The sequence below is a fragment of the Streptomyces marokkonensis genome, from assembly GCF_039539045.1.
Classification (GTDB): Bacteria; Actinomycetota; Actinomycetes; order Streptomycetales; family Streptomycetaceae; genus Streptomyces; species Streptomyces marokkonensis.
This window is the reverse complement of the sequence record NZ_BAABCQ010000023.1, coordinates 25,972-41,998: the sequence shown is the minus strand read 5'-3', so window position 1 is coordinate 41,998 and position 16,027 is coordinate 25,972. Positions and strand designations below refer to the sequence as shown.

Genomic DNA, 16,027 nt, shown 5'->3' with positions numbered 1-16,027 from the left:
TTCGGGGGCGGGCTTCAGCGCAGGCGGCCGGCGCCCGCGCCGTGGTCGACGACGAAGGGGACCGCCCAGGCCGGGAGGACCTTGGTGCGCAGGGTGGGCGTCCAGCCCGCGCCGGAGCGCAGGGGCGTGTCCGGGTTCTCCGCGTTGTGCGCGGCGATCAGGTCGACGGAGCGGCCGTTGACGCGGTTGTGCGCGGCGGTGACCGGCGAGTCGTTCCAGCGCTTCAGCACCTTCGCGGGGCTGACACCGCGCGGCAGGGTGAAGGCGTTGTGCTCGGCGACGAGCTGGGACTCCTTGCCGACGCCGAAGCTGTAGGAGTAGCCCTCGCCCGCCACGAAGTGGTTGTTGTAGACGTCGACCTGTCCGAATCGCACCCGGGGCGCCCGCTCCACGAGGCCCTCGAACAGGTTGTGGTGGAAGGTCGCCCTCAGATGGCCGCGGTCACCGGCGGCGGTGGACTCGCTGTCGCTGTTGCCGATCAGGATCGTCTTGTCGTGCTCGGTGAAGACGTTCCAGGAGGCGGTGACGTGGTCGGCGCCCTTCACGATGTCGAGCTGGCCGTCGTGCTGCTGGTACAGCATGCCGAAGTGGGTGGGCGCCTCGCTGTCGGGGTGCTCGCCGTCGGTGAAGGTGTTGTGGTCGAGCCAGACGTGCGTCGACCCGTGGACGACGGCGCTGTCGTACTCGGAGTTCCAGTTGCCCTTGTCGCCGTCGGTGGGGTCCCACTGCGGGAAGCAGTCCACGGGGCTCTCGAGTGTCAGGTTGCGGACGATGACGTTGTCCACGCCCTTGATCTGCAGGCTGGCGCCCTTGATTCCGGCGTTCCGCCCGACGCCGATGATCGTGGTGTCGGCGGGGATGTCCGCCTTGATCGCCTGGTCCTGCCGGGCGGCGGAGGCGCGGCGCAGACCCTCGGGGCTGGCGTCGGGCTCGTCGCTCAGGTCGGTCTCCATGCCCCAGCTCTCGGGGGCGTACTTCTCCAGGTAGGCGTCGAAGTCGTAGCCGGGCGCGGCGAAGGCCTCGCAGCCCTCGGAGACGGCGTCGATCGTGCCCCTCACCTTGATGATCCGCGGGGCGTCGCCGTCGGCGTCGAGCGCGGCCCTGAACTCGGCCCAGGTGGAGACGGTGTACACGTGCTCCGCGTCGGCGGCGGACCCGCCGGTGGTGCCGGTTCCGTGGGCGGCCCAGCCGTCGTTCGCCGGCAGGGTCTGCCGGGCGGTGTCGCGGGGGTGGTGGTGGCCGGGGCGGGCCTGGGCGGTGGCGGCGGTCAGGGTCAGCACGAGGGCGGTGCAGCCGGCGAGCGCGGCAACTCTGCTCGTGGCGTGCCCATGCCATCTCTGTGTGCTCATGGTGCGGCTCTCCCTTTGGTCGGGGGTCGATGTGGTGTTACGCGGTGGCCGGTGCAGGCCAGCTGATCCAGGACTCGGGGATCTCCTCGTCCAGCCGGCGCACGTCCCGGCGCGCCAGTACCCGCGTGCGCAGCAGCTCCCGCGCGACGAGCCGGGCGACCGCGATCGCGCCGGACGGATTGAAGTGGGTGTTGTCCTGCTCGGTGGCGGTCCAGTTGAAGTACGCCTTGGTCCCCTCCACGCCGATCCGCTGCCACAGCGCGAGCGACAGCGCCTGTACGTCGAGCAGCGCCACGCCCTCCTGGCGGGCGAGCGCCCGCATGGCCGCCGGGTACTCCCCGTGGCTGGGCACCGCGTCGCCCTCGGCGTCGAACCGCCGCCGCTCGACGGGCGTGACCAGCACCGGCCGCGCCCCGCGGGCCCGCGCCCCGTCGACGTACAGCCGCAGATGGTCCTGGTACGTCGTCCAGGGCTCTGTGTAGCGGGTGGGGTCCGCTTCCTTCTCGTCGTTGTGCGCGAACTGGACGAGGAGGTGGTCCCCGGGCCGGATCGCGTCCAGGACGGCGTCGAGCCGTCCCTCGTCGACGAAGCTCTTGGAACTCCGCCCGTTCACGGCGTGGTTGGCGACGTCGAGGTCCTTGCGGAGGAAGAACGGCAGTGCCATGCCCCACCCCGTCTCGGGCGCGGCGTCGGCGTACTTCCGCGCGGCGGTGGAGTCGCCGGCGATGTAGAGGGTGCGGTGACGGCGCCCGCCGGCCCGGGCGGTGCCGGTGGCGGCGAACGCCAGGGGGGCGGCGGCGACGGCGACGGTGACCTGTCTTCGGGTGACGGACACGCCGGCACACCTTTCGTCAGAGGTGAGGGGCCGACCGGGGGCGGTCCGCGTCCCGCGGACCGCGGAGCGCCCCACGGCGGCTTCGGGAACGGACGACTAACCCATCTGCTCGGTCCACTCGGTCTGTGCCTCGTTGATCTTCTCGGCCAGGTCGTCCAGGAAGTCCTTCGCGCTCATCTCGCCGAGCAGCACCTTCTGGAACGCCGGCTCGCTCTCCGACTTGGACAGCGTGTTCCAGTCCGGCAGGTAGTACGGCAGCTGGACGATGGTCGTGGACCCGTCGTTCAGCGCCTCGGCCGCGAGCTTCGTGGGCTCGGCCTTCTGGATCCACTCGTCCTTCGCGGCCTCGGTGTTGGAGGGCACCTGTCCGGCCGACTCGTTGAACTTCGAGTTCTGCTCCTGCGCGGTGGCGAACTCGATGAACTTCCAGGCGGCCTCCTTGTTCTTCGAGCTCTTGAACACGCCGAGCCCGTCGACCGGGTTGGACACCTGCACGCGCTTGCCGGAGGAGCCGACCGGCTGCGGGATGCCGCGGAACTTCTCGACGCCGAGCGCCTTCACGTGGTCCTGGTAGGAGCCCAGGTTGTGGTTGAGCATGCCGATCGTGCCGGTGTCCCACTGGGCCGTCATCTTGGCGAAGTCGTTGTTGACGTCGGCGGCCGGCGTGACCTTCTTGTAGAGGGCCGCGTACTTCTCCAGCGCCTCGACGTTCTTCGGGTCGTTGACGGTGGTCTTCTTCTTGCCGGCGTCCCAGAAGGAGGTGATGCCGGACTGCCCGTACATCGCGTCGAGCGCCTGGGCGATGGAGCCGGAGCCGCCGCGGATGGTGTAGCCGAACTCGTTCTTGTCCTCGTTGGTGAGCTTCTCGGCGGCCTCGTAGAACTTGGCCCACGTCGTCGGCGCGTCCAGGCCGGCCTTCTCGAACAGGTCGGTGCGGTAGTAGAGGACGCCGTTGTTCGCGGAGGTCGGCACCGAGTACAGGGTGCCGTCGCCGCCGCCGGCCGCGCTCAGGGACTCGACCATGTCCTTGTTGAGCTTGCCGCTCAGGGAGGACTTGGCGAGCCGGTCGTCCAGCGGCTCCAGGGCGTTCTGCGCCGAGAACCCGGCGAGCATCGCCGCGCCGACGCCGCCGACGTCCGGCAGGCCGCCGCCCTGGATGGCGGTGTCGACCTTGGACTGGTACTCGGTGGCGGCGATCCCGACGTACTGCACGTCGATGTCCGGGTTCGCCTTCTCGAAGTCGGCGATGATCTCCTTCCAGACGGCCGTACGGATACCGCCGTTGTTGTCCCAGAAGGTGATCTTCCCCTTGCCGCTGCCCTCGGCGCCCTTGTCGCCGCCCGCCCCGCTGCCGTCGTCACCACAGGCGGTGGCGGTCAGCGCGAGCACCGCCCCCAGGGCGATGGCGGCGGAGGTCCGGCGCCCGCCTGCGCTTCTGCTGCTGCGATTGCTGATCTTCATTGGTCGGCTCTCTTCTTCTGGATCCAACGGGCGGTGGAGCGAATCGGAATAGAGTGGAACAAAGCGCTCGAACGAAGTGCTGCACGTGCCGCACACGTGGGGGCGGTGAGTCAGCGGACGCCGGGCTGCTCCTGCGGCCCGGAGCGCGGCACGACCGGCGCCGCAACGGCAGGCGCCGACGTGGTCCGGTCGGTGACGGTGGCGACCTCGCCGCCCGCGCCGCCGGTGGTGGTTGTGGCGGTACCGCCGGCCGGCGTCCCGCCGGCCCCGGATCCCGGCGGGCGCTTGCTACGGAGGTGCGTCATTGCGTCTCCAACAGGCGTACGGACAGGGTGGGTTACAGCGGTCCGATCCGGAACCGCGTGAAGATGGCCGCGCCGGCCTGTCCCTGACCGGCGGGCGCGAGCGCGAACAGGCCGAGTTGGGCGCCGATCCAGCCCCACGGGGTGGCGGCGAAGACCTGGCCGGTGGGGCGCGGGCCGTCACCGAGGTCGTAGGAGAAGCGGCAGCGTGCCCCGGGGCCGGCCTCGATCCGCAGCCGGACCCGTCCCTCGGGCGCGGGGCGGGGACGGTCGGCGTCCCGCTCGGCCTCGGCGACGGACTCGGCGAACCGGTTCACCAGCTCCACCGTCCCGTCGGCGCCACGCTCAAGACCGATCCACCGGTAGGCGTCGCCGAGCACAGCCAGCCCGGCCCGCGCGCCCGGCTCCTCGCCGTCCAGACGGAGCTCCACCTCGACGACCGCCGGATCGCCGGGCAGCCGCTGAGTGAGCACGTTCGGCTGCACGCGCAGGTCGTGCGCGTCGGCCGAGCGTACACAGGCGAGCCGCAGCCCGTCCCCGGAGTGCTGGGTGGCCCAGCCGTCGCGGGGGTTGGCCGCCCACGACCACTGGCGGCCGAATCGTCCGCCGGGGAAGTCGTCGTCGGTCGCGGGCCCGGCGGGCGGCTGCGGGGGCAGGGCGGGGCGGGTGTGCTCGGCGACCGGGGCGCCGTCGTCGCCCAGCACCGGCCAGCCGCCCGTGCCCCATGTCATCGGCTGGAGGTGGACCACCCTCCCGTACGCCCCGCGATCCTGGAAGTGCAGGAACCAGTCCTCGCCGGACGCCGTGCGCACCCAGCCCCCCTGGTGGGGGCCGTTGACGTCGGTGTCCCTCTGCTCGAGGACGACCTTCTCCTCGTACGGCCCGAAGAAGCCGCGGGAGCGGAAAGCGCCCTGCCAGCCGGTCTCCACGCTCCCGGCGGGTGCCAGGATCCAGAACCAGCCGTCGTGCCGGTAGAGCTTGGGTCCCTCCAGGGTGAACCAGCCGGGGAGGCGGTCGCCGTCGACGATCACCTTGCCCTCGTCGAGGAGTCCGGTGCCGTCGGGGCGCATGCGGTGGCCGGTGAGGCGGTTCTTGATCCCGGAGCGGGACCTGGCCCAGGCGTGCGCGAGGTAGGCCTCGCCGCTCTCCTCGTCCCACAGGGGGCAGGGGTCGATCAGGCCCTTGCCGGCCTTCACCAGGTGGGGCGCGGTCCACGGGCCCCGGATGTCGGGGGCGTTGACCTGGAAGATCCCGTGGTCGGGATCGCCCCAGAAGATCCAGAAGCGGCCCGCGTGGTGGCGCAGGGACGGGGCCCAGACGCCGCGGTCCTGGTGGGGCGCCGCGTACGCCTTGGCCGGTTCCAGCCGGGGCAGGGCGTGCCCGACCAGGCTCCAGTTGACCAGGTCGCGGGAGTGCAGGAGCGGCAGGCCCGGGGCGCGGCCGAAGCTGGAGGCGGTCAGGTAGAAGTCGTCGCCGACGCGGACGACGTCCGGGTCGGACCAGTCGGCGTTCAGGACGGGGTTGGTGTACGTCTCCGCGCTCTCGGGAGTCACGGGCTCACCGCCTTTCGTACGAGGGTGGTGGCGCCTTCGGCGTCGAGGCGGCCGTCGGCGACGACGGTGACGATCCGGCGGACGACGGTGTCGCCGGGGGCGATCGCCAGCCGCCCGTCGTGTGCCAGGGAGGAACCGACGCCCGGGTACTCCCCGGTGCGGACGAACCACGGGTCGCGCCGGGTCCGCTCCGTGGCCCCGGCGAACACCAGCGACCAGGTGTCGCCGGTCAGGGCGAGCCAGTCGGCGCGGGTGCCGTGGACCTCCCGCTCGCCCTCGCGGTCGGCGGTGAAGACCCGGGGCGCCGTGCTCTCCTTGCGGGCGCGCCAGAAGAAGCCGCCGTAGGCCGCGCCGGGGCGTCCGTTGGTGGCGGGGCTGCCGATGGTGAGCGGGTCCGGGGTGATGTTGGTGAGGGAGAAGGTGAAGTCCAGCGCCCAGGCGGCGACGGCGGGGCCCGTGGCGGAGGGCCGGGTGGCGGAGGCCTGGGTGACGGAGGGCCGGGTGGCGGTGAGTTCGGTGGCGGCGACGGTGCGGCGCTCGCGCAGCAGCTCGGTGCCGGCGGCGACCCAGCGCAGCTCCTCGACGAAGCCGTCGGGGTCGCGGAGCTGGAAGGCGATGTGCCGCTGGGCGCCGTGGTTGTCGAGCTCGGTCGGCCCCTGGTCGCGGACGTAGGTGCGCCCGCCCCAGAAGTTGTGACCCTCGACGTCGGGAACGGCGACACCGACGCCGAGGTGATGGAGGTGGTCGGCAGGGCTGAACTCGGTCACGGCCGTGCCGGCCAGGGTGGTGACGGGGTGCAGACAGGGGCGCGGGGAGAGCCGGGCCGGCAGTTCGGGCCGGGTGACGTACCGGCCGACGGGGCGGCCCGCCACGCGCAGCACCAGGTCGTCGCCGGTCATCGGGTGCTCACCTCGTTCAGCGGGTGCTCGGTGCGCGGCGCCCAGGGCGCGCCCAGTTCGGAGTAGAGGGACAGGGTGTCGGCGGCGGCGGCCACGAGGCCGTCGATGCCGGGGACCACGCGCCGCCTCTCGCCGGGGACGTGATGCCAGGCCGCGTCGGGCAGCCGGTCGGGGTCGGGGGCCAGGCGGATCGCCTCCACGACCCGCATGAAGGCGCCCGTCTCGTCCGGCGGGACCAGCAGCGCGGCGCCGGTGGTGAGGTGCGCGACCAGGTTCTCCAGCAGGTCGGTGCGGTCGTGGTGGTACTCCTCGGGTCCGTGGCCGCCGCGCTGGAGCAGGACGCGGTCCTGCTTGTACCAGAAGGTGATGCGGCCGCTGCTGCCGTGCAGCAGGACGTACGGCTCGTCGGCCCGCTCGGCGCACAGGGTCGCCGCGACGGTGACCCGGTGCCCGCGCGCGGTGGTGATCCGCACGCAGGACGTGTCGTCGGCCTCGATGTCGTTGGCGTGGCTCAGCTCGGTCTCGATGCCGACGACGTCCTCGGCGCGGGTGGAGCCGCCGAGAGCGAGGGCGGTGGCGACGGCGTGCGCGAGGGGGTTGGTCAGCGCCCCGTCGATCACGTCGGCGCCGTCCAGCCGCCGCCGGCCCGACCAGGGCGCCCGGCGGAAGTAGGCCTCGTCGCGCACCCAGGCGCCGGCCCCGCCGATGCCCGTCACCTCGCCGACCGCGCCCGAGGCGACCAGCTCTCGGATGGCGGGCACGGCATGCGAACCCATCGACTGGAACCCGACCTGGCAGGCGACGCCGGCCTCGGCGACCCCGTCGGCCATCCGGCGGAACTCGGCGTACGACGGTGCCGGAGGCTTCTCGAGGAGCAGATGGACACCCCGGCGGGCGGCGGTCAGCGCGAGGTCGGTGTGGGTGGGGATCGGCGTGCAGATCACGGCGATGCGGGCGCCGGTGGAGTCGAGCAGGGCGCCGAAGTCGGCGGACTGCGCGGGGATCTCCCCTCCGGCCTCCTGTTCGGTGAGCGGCGTCAGCTCGCAGATGCCGGCCAGCCGGACCAGTCCCGCCCGCTCCAGGCGGCGGATGTTGGCGACGTGCCAGCGGCCGTGGCCGCGGGCGCCGGCGAGGACGACGGGAATCCGGCTCATCCCTTGACCGCCCCCGCGCTGAAGCCGGTGATCAGCCACTTCTGGATGAAGGCGAAGACGATCACCACGGGCACGGCCGCGATGATGCCGCCGGCGGCGAGCGCGCCGAGGTCGACGCTGTCCGCGCTCATCAGGGTGTTGAGGCCGACCGGGATGGTCTGCATGTCCTGGTTGTTGAGGAACATCAGGGCGAACAGGAAGTGGTTCCAGGAGTGCACGAAGGCGAAGGAGCCGACGGCGATCAGGCCGGGCCGCAGCAGTGGCAGGACGACGACCAGGAAGGCCCGCATCCGTCCGCAGCCGTCGACCCAGGCTGCCTCCTCCAGGGTGTACGGCACGTTCTTGATGAAGTTGCTGATCAGGATGATCGACAGCGGCAGCTGGAAGACCGTCTCGGCGATGATGACGCTGCCGAGGGAGTTGATCAGCTGAAGCTCGGCGAAGATCTCGAAGAGCGGGACCAGCAGGAGTGCACCGGGCACGAACTGGGAACAGAGCAAGGCGAGCATGAAGACCCGCTTGATCTTGAAGTCGAACCGGGCGAGGGCGTAGCCGCCGGCCAGGGCGACGAGCGTGGTCATCACCAGGGTCGCGAGCCCGACGTACACGCTGTTCTCGAAGTAGGTGCCGAAGCTTCGGTCGGTCCACACCTTCTCGAAGTGGTCGAAGGTCATCGGCCAGGGCACGAGCGAGGTCGAGCCGGCCGGGCGCAGCGCGAAGAGCAGGATCCAGTAGAACGGGATCAGCGTGAAGACGAGGTAGATGCCGAGCGGCAGGTAGATCTGCCAGCGGGGGACCTCGTCCCAGGCGGGGCGGCGCTTCTTCGCCGGCCGCGGCGGTTCGTGGTCGGCCCGCGCGGGCACGGGGGCGGGCGCGGTGGCCTCCTTGGTGATCACTTGTTCTCGCCTCCGAACTTGCTCAGCCGCAGGTAGACGATCGAGCAGAAGAGCAGGATCACGAACGCGACCGTGGTGAGGGCCGACGCGTAACCGAAGTCGTGGGCGTCGACGCTGGTGTTGGCTATGTACAGCGGCAGTGTGGTGGTCGCTCCCGCCGGTCCGCCGCCGGTCAGGGTGTAGAGCAGGTCGACGTTGTTGAACTCCCACACCGCGCGCAGCAGCGTGGACAGGATGATGGCGTCCTTCAGGTGCGGCAGCGTGATGTGCCAGAACTGCTTGAAGCGGCTCGCCCCGTCGACCTCGGCGGCCTCGTACAGGTCCTTGGAGACGGACTGGAGGTCGGCGAGGATGAGGATCGCGAAGAAGGGCACGCCACGCCACAGGTCGGCGACGACCACCGCGGAGAACACGGTCGAGGTGTCCGACAGCCAACTGGTGCCGTAGTCGCCGATGCCCATGTCGGCGAGGTAGCGGGTGATGCCGGTCTGGGAGTTGTAGAGCAGCACCCAGATCGCGGAGGTCAGCACGCCGGAGACGGCCCACGGGGAGAAGACCAGGGCGCGCCCGATACCCCGGCCCACGAAGGTCTGGTTGACGATGAGCGCCAGTGCCAGGCCGAAGAGCAGTTGCAGTCCGACCTCGACGAAGACCCACTGGGCGCTGAAGACGAGCGTGTCCCAGAAGATGGGGTCGTCGGTGAAGATCTTGACGAAGTTGTCGAAGCCCGCGTAGCCGTTCCGCCACGGCTTGGTGGGGTTGTACTCCTGCAGGCTGTAGTAGAAGACGCTGATGACCGGGTAGGCGATGAAGCCCAGCATCAGCAGGGCGGCCGGTCCGATCAGCAGGTACGGGAGCCTGCGCGGCGTCGCGGAGGCACGGCGCCGCCGGGGTGGCGTGGGCGGTTTCGCCACGGCTGCGGCTTGGGCCATGACAGTTCTCCGTTCTGGTGCGTCGTGCATGGGTCTTGCGTGTGCTTGCTTCTGCTTGCTTCGATCTTGTGCGTCTCTTGCGACGATTGCGCGCGGGTCGTACGTGGATCTTTCGGGAAGCGCTTTCTCCACGGGCAGAGGTGTGCGCGGACCCGCCGGCGGTTCAGCCGGCGTACGGGTCGCTCACCTTGCCCGGACGGGCCAGGAACTCGAAGTCGCAGCCGGTGTCGGCCTGGGTGATCTGTTCGTTGTAGAGCGCGCCGTAGCCGCGCTCGTACCGCGCCGGCGGCGGTGTCCACCGCGCCCGGCGGCGCTCCAGCTCCTCGTCGTCCACGTTGAGCCGGAGGGAACGGGCCTCGACGTCGAGGGTGATCGAGTCGCCCGTGCGGACCAGGGCCAGCGGCCCGCCGACGTACGACTCGGGCGCCACGTGCAGCACGCACGCGCCGTAACTCGTGCCGCTCATCCGGGCGTCGGAGATCCGGACCATGTCCCGTACGCCCTGCTTGAGCAGGTGGTCGGGGATGGGCAGCATCCCGTACTCGGGCATGCCCGGCCCGCCCTTGGGTCCGGCGTTGCGCAGCACCAGCACGCTGTCGGCGGTGATGTCCAGGGCAGGGTCGTTGATGGTGCGCTGCATGGTCCGGTAGTCGTCGAAGACGACCGCGGGCCCGGTGTGCTTGAGCAGGTGCGGCTCGGCGGAGATGTGCTTGATGACGGCGCCGTCGGGGCAGAGGTTGCCGCGCAGGACGGCGACCCCGCCCTCGTTCGCGACCGGGTTGTCGCGGGGGCGGATGACGTCGTCGTGGTGGACGAGGGCGCCCTCGAGCTGTTCACGCATCGTGTCGTGCGACACCGTGGGCCGGTCCAGGTGGAGCAGGTCCGGGATGCGGGAGAGGAATCCGGGCAGGCCGCCGGCGAAGTGGAAGTCCTCCATCAGGTACGTCTGTCCGCCGGGGCGGACGTTGGCCAGCACCGGGACCGTGCGGGCGACGCGGTCGAAGTCGTCGAGGGTGAGGGTGACGCCCGCGCGCCCCGCCATGGCGATGAGGTGGATGACCGCGTTGGTGGAGCCGCCGAGGCCGAGGACCGTGGTGACGGCGTCCTCGAAGGCGTCCGCGGTGAGGATGTCGCTCAGCCTGCGGTCCTTGTGGACCAGTTCGACGATGCGCAGGCCCGCCGCCGCCGCCATCCGGTCGTGACCGGAGTCGACGGCCGGGATGCTGGAGGCGCCCGGGACCGTGACGCCGAGGGCCTCGGCGGCGGCGGTCAGCGTGGACGCCGTACCCATCGTCATGCAGTGGCCGGGCGAGCGGGCCAGGCCGCTCTCCAGCTCCTGCATCTCGCAGTCGCCGATGAGGCCGGCCCGCTTGTCGTCCCAGTACTTCCACATGTCGGTACCGGAGCCGAGGGTCTCGCCGCGCCAGTGGCCGGGGAGCATCGGCCCGGCGGGCACGAAGACGGCGGGCAGGTCGGCGCTGGCGGCGCCCATGAGCAGCGCGGGCGTGGACTTGTCGCAGCCGCCCATCAGCACGGCGCCGTCGACCGGGTAGGAGCGCAGCAGCTCCTCGGTCTCCATGGCGAGCAGGTTGCGGTAGAGCATCGGGGTCGGCTTCTGGAAGGTCTCGCTGAGCGTGGAGACCGGGAACTCCAGCGGGAAGCCACCCGCCTGCCAGACGCCCCGCTTGACCGCCTGGGCGCGGTCGCGCAGGTGAACGTGGCAGGGGTTGATGTCGGACCAGGTGTTGAGGATCGCGATGACCGGCTTGCCGAGATGCTCCTCGGGCAGGTAGCCGAGCTGGCGGGTGCGGGCGCGGTGGCTGAAGGAGCGCAGGCCGTCGGTGCCGTACCACTGGTGGCTGCGGAGTTCCTCGGGGCGCCTGTGGCCGGCCTCGCCGGGTGTGCCTGGCGTGCCTGTTGCGCCTGTTGCGCCTGTTGCGCCTGTCATATCGACCACCCCGCGGCGATGGCGGCGACCTCGGCGCGCTCGCTCTCGGGCAGCGGCTTGCTCGGCGGGCGGACCTCCCTGCGGCACAGGCCCAGCGAGGAGAGGGCCTCCTTGACCACGGTGACGTTGTTGGCCGAGCCGTTGGCGGCGCGCAGCTCCTCGAAGCGGCGGATCTGCTCCCAGACCTTCATGGCGGCCGTGTAGTCGCCGGCCCGGAGCGCCTCGATCATGTTCAGCGAGACGGCCGGGGCGACGTTCACCAGCCCCGAGGTGAAGCCGGTGGCGCCCGCGGAGAAGTACGAGGGGGCGTACGGCTCGGCCAGCCCCGCGACCCACACGAACCGGTCGAGGCCGGCGTCGCGGGCGAAGGCGGCGAACTTGGCCGCGTCCGGGACGGCGTACTTCACGCCGACGACGTTGGGGCAGGCGTCGGCGAGTTCGGCGAGGCGAGCGCCGCTGAGCTGGGGGTTGCGGATGTAGGGGACGACGCCCAGCGCGGGCACGGCCTCGGCGATGGCTCGGTGGTAGTCGACCCAGCCGCCCTGGGAGACGTAGGGGTGGACGGGCTGGTGGACCATCACCATGGAGGCGCCCAGGTCGCGGGCGTGCCGGGCGGAGGCGACCGCGGTCGGCACGTCGTGGCCGACGCCCACCAGGATGGCCGCGCGGTCGCCGGCCTCCTCGATCGTCAGCTCGGTGACGAGGCTGCGCTCGGCCGGGGTGAGGGCGTAGAACTCGCCGGTGTTGCCGTTGGGGGTGAGGGTCGTGATGCCACCGTCGAGGAGACGACGCAGCAGGGCCCGGTAGGTGGCGGGGTCGACGGAGCCGTCCTCGGCGAACGGGGTCACCGGGATCGCCACCACGTCGGCCAGGGCCGCCCGCTGGGACTCGAACGTCGCTGTCATGCCTGACCGTCCTCTTTCTGGGCCTGTGCTCCCGTTTCCGGGAAGGCCCGTTCGACGAACGACGCGATGTGCGCGTGCAGGGCGCGGGCCGCGCCGTCCGCGTCACCGGCGAGGGCGAGACGCAGGATCTCCTGGTGCTCGCCGGCCTCCCGTTCCCAGGAGGGGTCGGCGGCCCAGGCGACCGCGGAGACGAGCGCCGCCTGGTCGCGGACCTCGTCGAGCATCCGGCCGAGCAGCGGGTTGCCGCACGGCACGTACAGGGCGCGGTGGAACTCCCGGTTGGCCAGCGACCGTTCGGCCGTGTCCGTGGCCCGGTCGGCCCGGGTCAGCGCGTCCCGGGCGGCCTCCAGGGAGGCCTCGCGGCGCACCGCGCGCCTCAGCGCCTCGGGCTCCAGGAGCAGCCGCACGTCGTAGACCTCGCGCGCCATGTCCGCGTCCACCATGCGCACCGTGACGCCCTTGTACTGGCTCATCACGACCAGTCCGGTGCCGGCCAGGGTCTTGAGCGCCTCGCGCACCGGTGTCTTGGACACCCCGAACTGTGCGGCGAGGTCGGTCTCGACCAGGGCCTGGCCCGGCGTCAGCCGGCCGGTGAGGATGCGGCGTTTGATCTCCTCCAGCACGTACTGCGTGCGGGAGGGGATCGGCGTGGGCACAGAGGTCATGCGCGCCTCTCGAAATCTCGCGTCGGATGCGCGGACCCCGGACATCCGTCATCCGTCTCCGGACAGATCTCGGATATCCGATCTCGCGTATCGCGTCTCATATATGACGTACGGAGTACGACGCGTTGAAGGTAAGAGGGACGCGGGGCCACGTCAATGCTTTGGACAAAGGAAGTCCGGGCTTCTTGGCCGAGGAGGTCGGGCCTCTGCGCCGGACCCGTGGCCGGCTCCGTCGGGAGGTGTACCGATCGCGGCCGCGAAACCCGTCGGCGTCCGCGTTGACGAATAGAGCGCCTGCCCGACGCCGCCCCCGTACCTTGAGCCCACGATGACCAGGCATGACGGAAAGAACGACGGCTCCGGGGAAGGCGACGCGCCGGCCCTGACCCCTGGCCCGCGTCCTGCGCGACCGCAACGCCGGCCGGTATCCCGCCGGGGTGGTGGTGTCCGGCTTCGGTTCCTCGGCGCTGTGACCGGCGTCCGGCGCGGCGATCGGCGCGGGGCTGCCGGCGGTGCTGATCGCCTCCCTGACCACCGTCCGGCGAGCGGTGCCGGGTACGCGGCTGGGCCATGTCACGGCAACGGCCACCACCCTGGTCTTCACACCGGACGTGGCCGGACCGGCCCTGGGCGCGGCCCTGGTGGAACCGACCGACTTCCGGATACTGCTGCCCGCCCTGGGAGCCGTTCCGCCGGCGCCGGCGGTACCGCTCGCCCGACGGTCGGCGAACGCCGATGGCACCGCCTCCGGGCCGCCGCCGGCCGCCGCCCCGGCGTGAGCGGCCCGGTACGCGCGGTCACGAACCCCGGCCCGCCCCGCGGCGCGTTCACCGCCCCGCGAGTCCCGCCCGCACCGCCTCCAGATCCCCGTCCGACGCCAGCCCCGCGTGGTACAGCCGCAGTTCCGTGGCGCCCAGTTCACGCGCGCGTGCCGCGTCCTTCGCGAGGGTGTCCGGCCGGCCGCCCATGCCCGAGACCACGGTGAGGTTCGCGGCGAGGACGGCCCCGGGGCGGGCCCGCTCGGCGAACGGCGTCAGCAGGCCGGGACCTCCCGTGCAGGGCACGACCACGCCGTCCGCGACGGACAGGATGTGCGCGGGGTCGACGCCGGCGTTGGCGCCGCAGTGGTAGGACACCGGGTCGGCGTGCAGCAGGACCTGGAAGCCTTCGGGCGCGGCGGCGCGGACGGCCGCGACCGTTGCCTCCTGGAGGGTGCGGGCGGTGTCGTCCCGCCACGCGCGCGTGGCGTTCGCCGGCTCCTCGCCGAGCAGCTTCTCCACGCCCACCCAGCCGCCGTCCGACGGGGCCGACCCCCGCCACACCGGTTCCAGGGCGGCGCGTACGGCGGCGGCCAGTCGCTCGGGGTCGAGGCCCCGTCCGCCGTAGCCCGCCCGGCAGTCGGGGCAGAAGCACAGCGACATCAGGTACTGCCCGGCGTCCCCGAGGCCGACCCCGCCGGTCTTGTCGTGGGCGTGCAGGTGGGCGAGGCCGTACCAGCCGAGGGACTCCAGCTCGGTGCCGCGCGCTCCGGGCCGCACCGCGGCCTCCGCGGCCAGGTCGGTGAGGTACGCGCGCGTGGCGGGCTGTGCGACGCAGGGCGCCCAGGGGTAGCGGTCGCCGTAGGCGTTGACGACCGAGGTGTGCGGCTGTTCGGCGCCGAGGCGGGAGTTGTGGGCGAGGACGACCCAGGTGTGCACCTGAAGACCCGCGTCCGCGAGGGCTGCGGCGGCCTCGCCGTACGCGTCGCCGGGCGCCCAGTCACCGGCCTCGTACGGGCGCGGTTCACGGCCCTCCCAGCGGGTGGCGTCCGGCGGGTAGAGGACGGCGGCGTGCTCGGCGGTGACGACACGGTGGCGCGGGTGGCGGGGGGTGAGGGCGCGGGTGGAGTGGTAGGCGGCGGCGAGCGTCACCTGCTCGACGCCGAGCCCCGCGACGAACTCCGGGGCTCCCGGGTCGCCGTTGACGTCCCAGGGGTAGACGAACGCGGACGCCTTCACTCGCCGCCCTCCCCGTCGAGCAGCGCGTAGCCCCGTTCGATCAGCTGGGCGAGCTGCTTCACGTGGTCCTCGGTCGGCTCCTGCAGCGGCGGCCGCACCTCCCCCACGTCCAGCCCGCGCAACCGTACCCCCGCCTTGACCAGGGCGACGGCGTACCCCCGGCCCTGTGCGCGCAGTTCGACGAACGGCCGGTAGAAGCCGTCCAGCAGGCGGTGCACGGTGGCCCCGTCGTCCGAGCGGAGCGCCCGGTGGAAGGCGAGGGCGATCTCGGGGGCGAAGCAGAACGCTGCGGAGGAGTAGAGGGTGACCCCGAGCGCGCGGTAGGCGAGCTGGGTCTGTTCGGCGGTCGGCAGCCCGTTGAAGTAGAGGAAGCCGTCGCCTCCGGGCGCCTCACCGTCCCCGGGCACCTCGGTGCGCACGGCGCTGATGGTCCGCTGCATGAGGTCGAGGTCGCCGAGACCGTCCTTGAGGCCGATGATCCCGTCCGTGCGGGCCAGTTCGGCCACGCTGCCCGGAGTGAACACGGCGTTGTCCCGCTGGTAGACGATCACGGGCAGGGCGGTCGCGGCGGCCACCTCCCGGTAGTGCCTCAGCAGTCCCTCCTGCCCGGCGAGCACCAGGTACGGCGGCATGGCGAGCAGCCCGTCGGCCCCGGCCTCCTCGGCGAGGCGGGCGTAGCGCACGGCGAGGGCGGTGCCGTAGCCCGCGCCCGCCAGGACGGGCACCCGCCCGGCGGTCTCCTCGACGGCCGCCCGCACGCAGGCCTGGAACTCCTCGGGGGTCAGGGCGTGGAACTCGCCGGTGCCGCAGCAGGCGAACACCGCGGCGGCTCCGGCCTCGACGCCCCGGCGCACATGGGTGCGGTAGACGTCGAGGTCGACCTCGCCGCCGGGGCCGTACGGCGTGACGGGGAAGAACAGCGGACCGCTGGGTGCGGTGAGCCGGGCGGCGAGAGGGGCTGAGGTCACGGGCGCTCCCCATTCCATATGTATGATCGACGTCTATATTTCTGAACGCGACCACGCTAAGCCGCCCGGTCGGCACCGTCAAGAAGCCCGACTCTTGACGGCTGACCACCGGTTCCTTAGCGTGTCCACGCATATGAACGTCAGCCGCGCATACGTACGGTTG

At 72.0% G+C, this 16,027-nt stretch carries 15 protein-coding genes; 1 reads left to right on the top strand and 14 read right to left on the bottom strand.

The annotated features are described in order from the left end of the window. Nucleotides 1–14 precede the first annotated feature (14 nt). The 12 genes from ABEA26_RS08555 to ABEA26_RS08500 all read right to left on the bottom strand — a co-directional run bounded on the left by ABEA26_RS08555 (nucleotide 15) and on the right by ABEA26_RS08500 (nucleotide 12,899). A complete protein-coding gene (locus ABEA26_RS08555) occupies nucleotides 15–1,349 on the bottom strand; it encodes a pectate lyase family protein (RefSeq protein WP_345590689.1) in 1,335 nt (444 codons plus the stop codon). 37 nt (nucleotides 1,350–1,386) lie between these two features. Beyond that, nucleotides 1,387–2,184, bottom strand: a complete 798-nt coding sequence (locus ABEA26_RS08550; RefSeq protein ID WP_345590688.1) for a rhamnogalacturonan acetylesterase — start codon at nucleotides 2,182–2,184, stop codon at nucleotides 1,387–1,389. 96 nt (nucleotides 2,185–2,280) lie between these two features. Then, nucleotides 2,281–3,645 (bottom strand): ABC transporter substrate-binding protein, encoded by a 1,365-nt coding sequence (locus ABEA26_RS08545; protein WP_345590687.1) that lies wholly within the window; start codon nucleotides 3,643–3,645, stop codon nucleotides 2,281–2,283. A gap of 110 nt (nucleotides 3,646–3,755) precedes the next feature. Further along, nucleotides 3,756–3,950 carry a hypothetical protein gene (locus ABEA26_RS08540; protein ID WP_345590686.1) on the bottom strand — a complete coding sequence of 65 codons (195 nt, stop codon included), beginning with the start codon at nucleotides 3,948–3,950 and terminating at the stop codon, nucleotides 3,756–3,758. Between the two features lie 32 nt (nucleotides 3,951–3,982). Continuing rightward, on the bottom strand, nucleotides 3,983–5,500 hold the full coding sequence (locus ABEA26_RS08535; RefSeq protein WP_345590685.1) for a glycoside hydrolase family 43 protein: 1,518 nt from the start codon (nucleotides 5,498–5,500) through the stop codon (nucleotides 3,983–3,985). Then, nucleotides 5,497–6,399, bottom strand: coding sequence for a DUF6807 domain-containing protein (locus tag ABEA26_RS08530; RefSeq protein ID WP_345590683.1), 903 nt, complete (start codon nucleotides 6,397–6,399; stop codon nucleotides 5,497–5,499). Before ABEA26_RS08530 ends, ABEA26_RS08535 begins: the two co-directional genes overlap by 4 nt. Beyond that, nucleotides 6,396–7,553, bottom strand: a complete 1,158-nt coding sequence (locus ABEA26_RS08525; RefSeq protein WP_345590681.1) for a Gfo/Idh/MocA family protein — start codon at nucleotides 7,551–7,553, stop codon at nucleotides 6,396–6,398. The genes ABEA26_RS08530 and ABEA26_RS08525 overlap by 4 nt, the downstream gene beginning before the upstream one ends. Further along, nucleotides 7,550–8,449, bottom strand: coding sequence for a carbohydrate ABC transporter permease (locus ABEA26_RS08520; protein ID WP_425587799.1), 900 nt, complete (start codon nucleotides 8,447–8,449; stop codon nucleotides 7,550–7,552). The genes ABEA26_RS08525 and ABEA26_RS08520 overlap by 4 nt, the downstream gene beginning before the upstream one ends. Further along, the gene (locus ABEA26_RS08515) at nucleotides 8,446–9,381 is read right to left on the bottom strand and encodes a carbohydrate ABC transporter permease (RefSeq protein ID WP_345590679.1); all 936 of its coding nucleotides are present in this window, start codon (nucleotides 9,379–9,381) and stop codon (nucleotides 8,446–8,448) included. Before ABEA26_RS08515 ends, ABEA26_RS08520 begins: the two co-directional genes overlap by 4 nt. Nucleotides 9,382–9,544: 163 nt before the next feature. Continuing rightward, nucleotides 9,545–11,329 carry an L-arabinonate dehydratase gene (araD, locus tag ABEA26_RS08510; protein WP_345590678.1) on the bottom strand — a complete coding sequence of 595 codons (1,785 nt, stop codon included), beginning with the start codon at nucleotides 11,327–11,329 and terminating at the stop codon, nucleotides 9,545–9,547. Further along, on the bottom strand, nucleotides 11,326–12,234 hold the full coding sequence (locus ABEA26_RS08505) for a dihydrodipicolinate synthase family protein (RefSeq protein ID WP_345590676.1): 909 nt from the start codon (nucleotides 12,232–12,234) through the stop codon (nucleotides 11,326–11,328). The genes araD and ABEA26_RS08505 overlap by 4 nt, the downstream gene beginning before the upstream one ends. Further along, nucleotides 12,231–12,899, bottom strand: coding sequence for a GntR family transcriptional regulator (locus tag ABEA26_RS08500; RefSeq protein WP_345590674.1), 669 nt, complete (start codon nucleotides 12,897–12,899; stop codon nucleotides 12,231–12,233). Before ABEA26_RS08500 ends, ABEA26_RS08505 begins: the two co-directional genes overlap by 4 nt. A gap of 512 nt (nucleotides 12,900–13,411) precedes the next feature. Between ABEA26_RS08500 and ABEA26_RS08495 the strand changes: the two genes are divergently transcribed. Beyond that, a complete protein-coding gene (locus ABEA26_RS08495) occupies nucleotides 13,412–13,678 on the top strand; it encodes a hypothetical protein (RefSeq protein WP_345590672.1) in 267 nt (88 codons plus the stop codon). A gap of 48 nt (nucleotides 13,679–13,726) precedes the next feature. On the opposite strand, the gene ABEA26_RS08490 is transcribed toward ABEA26_RS08495, so the two are convergent. After that, nucleotides 13,727–14,896: a hypothetical protein gene (locus tag ABEA26_RS08490; protein WP_345590670.1), complete on the bottom strand. Its 1,170-nt coding sequence runs from the start codon at nucleotides 14,894–14,896 to the stop codon at nucleotides 13,727–13,729. After that, entirely contained in the window at nucleotides 14,893–15,864 is a 972-nt protein-coding gene (locus ABEA26_RS08485) for a 5-dehydro-4-deoxyglucarate dehydratase (protein ID WP_345590668.1), read from the bottom strand. Before ABEA26_RS08485 ends, ABEA26_RS08490 begins: the two co-directional genes overlap by 4 nt. Nucleotides 15,865–16,027 lie beyond the last annotated feature (163 nt).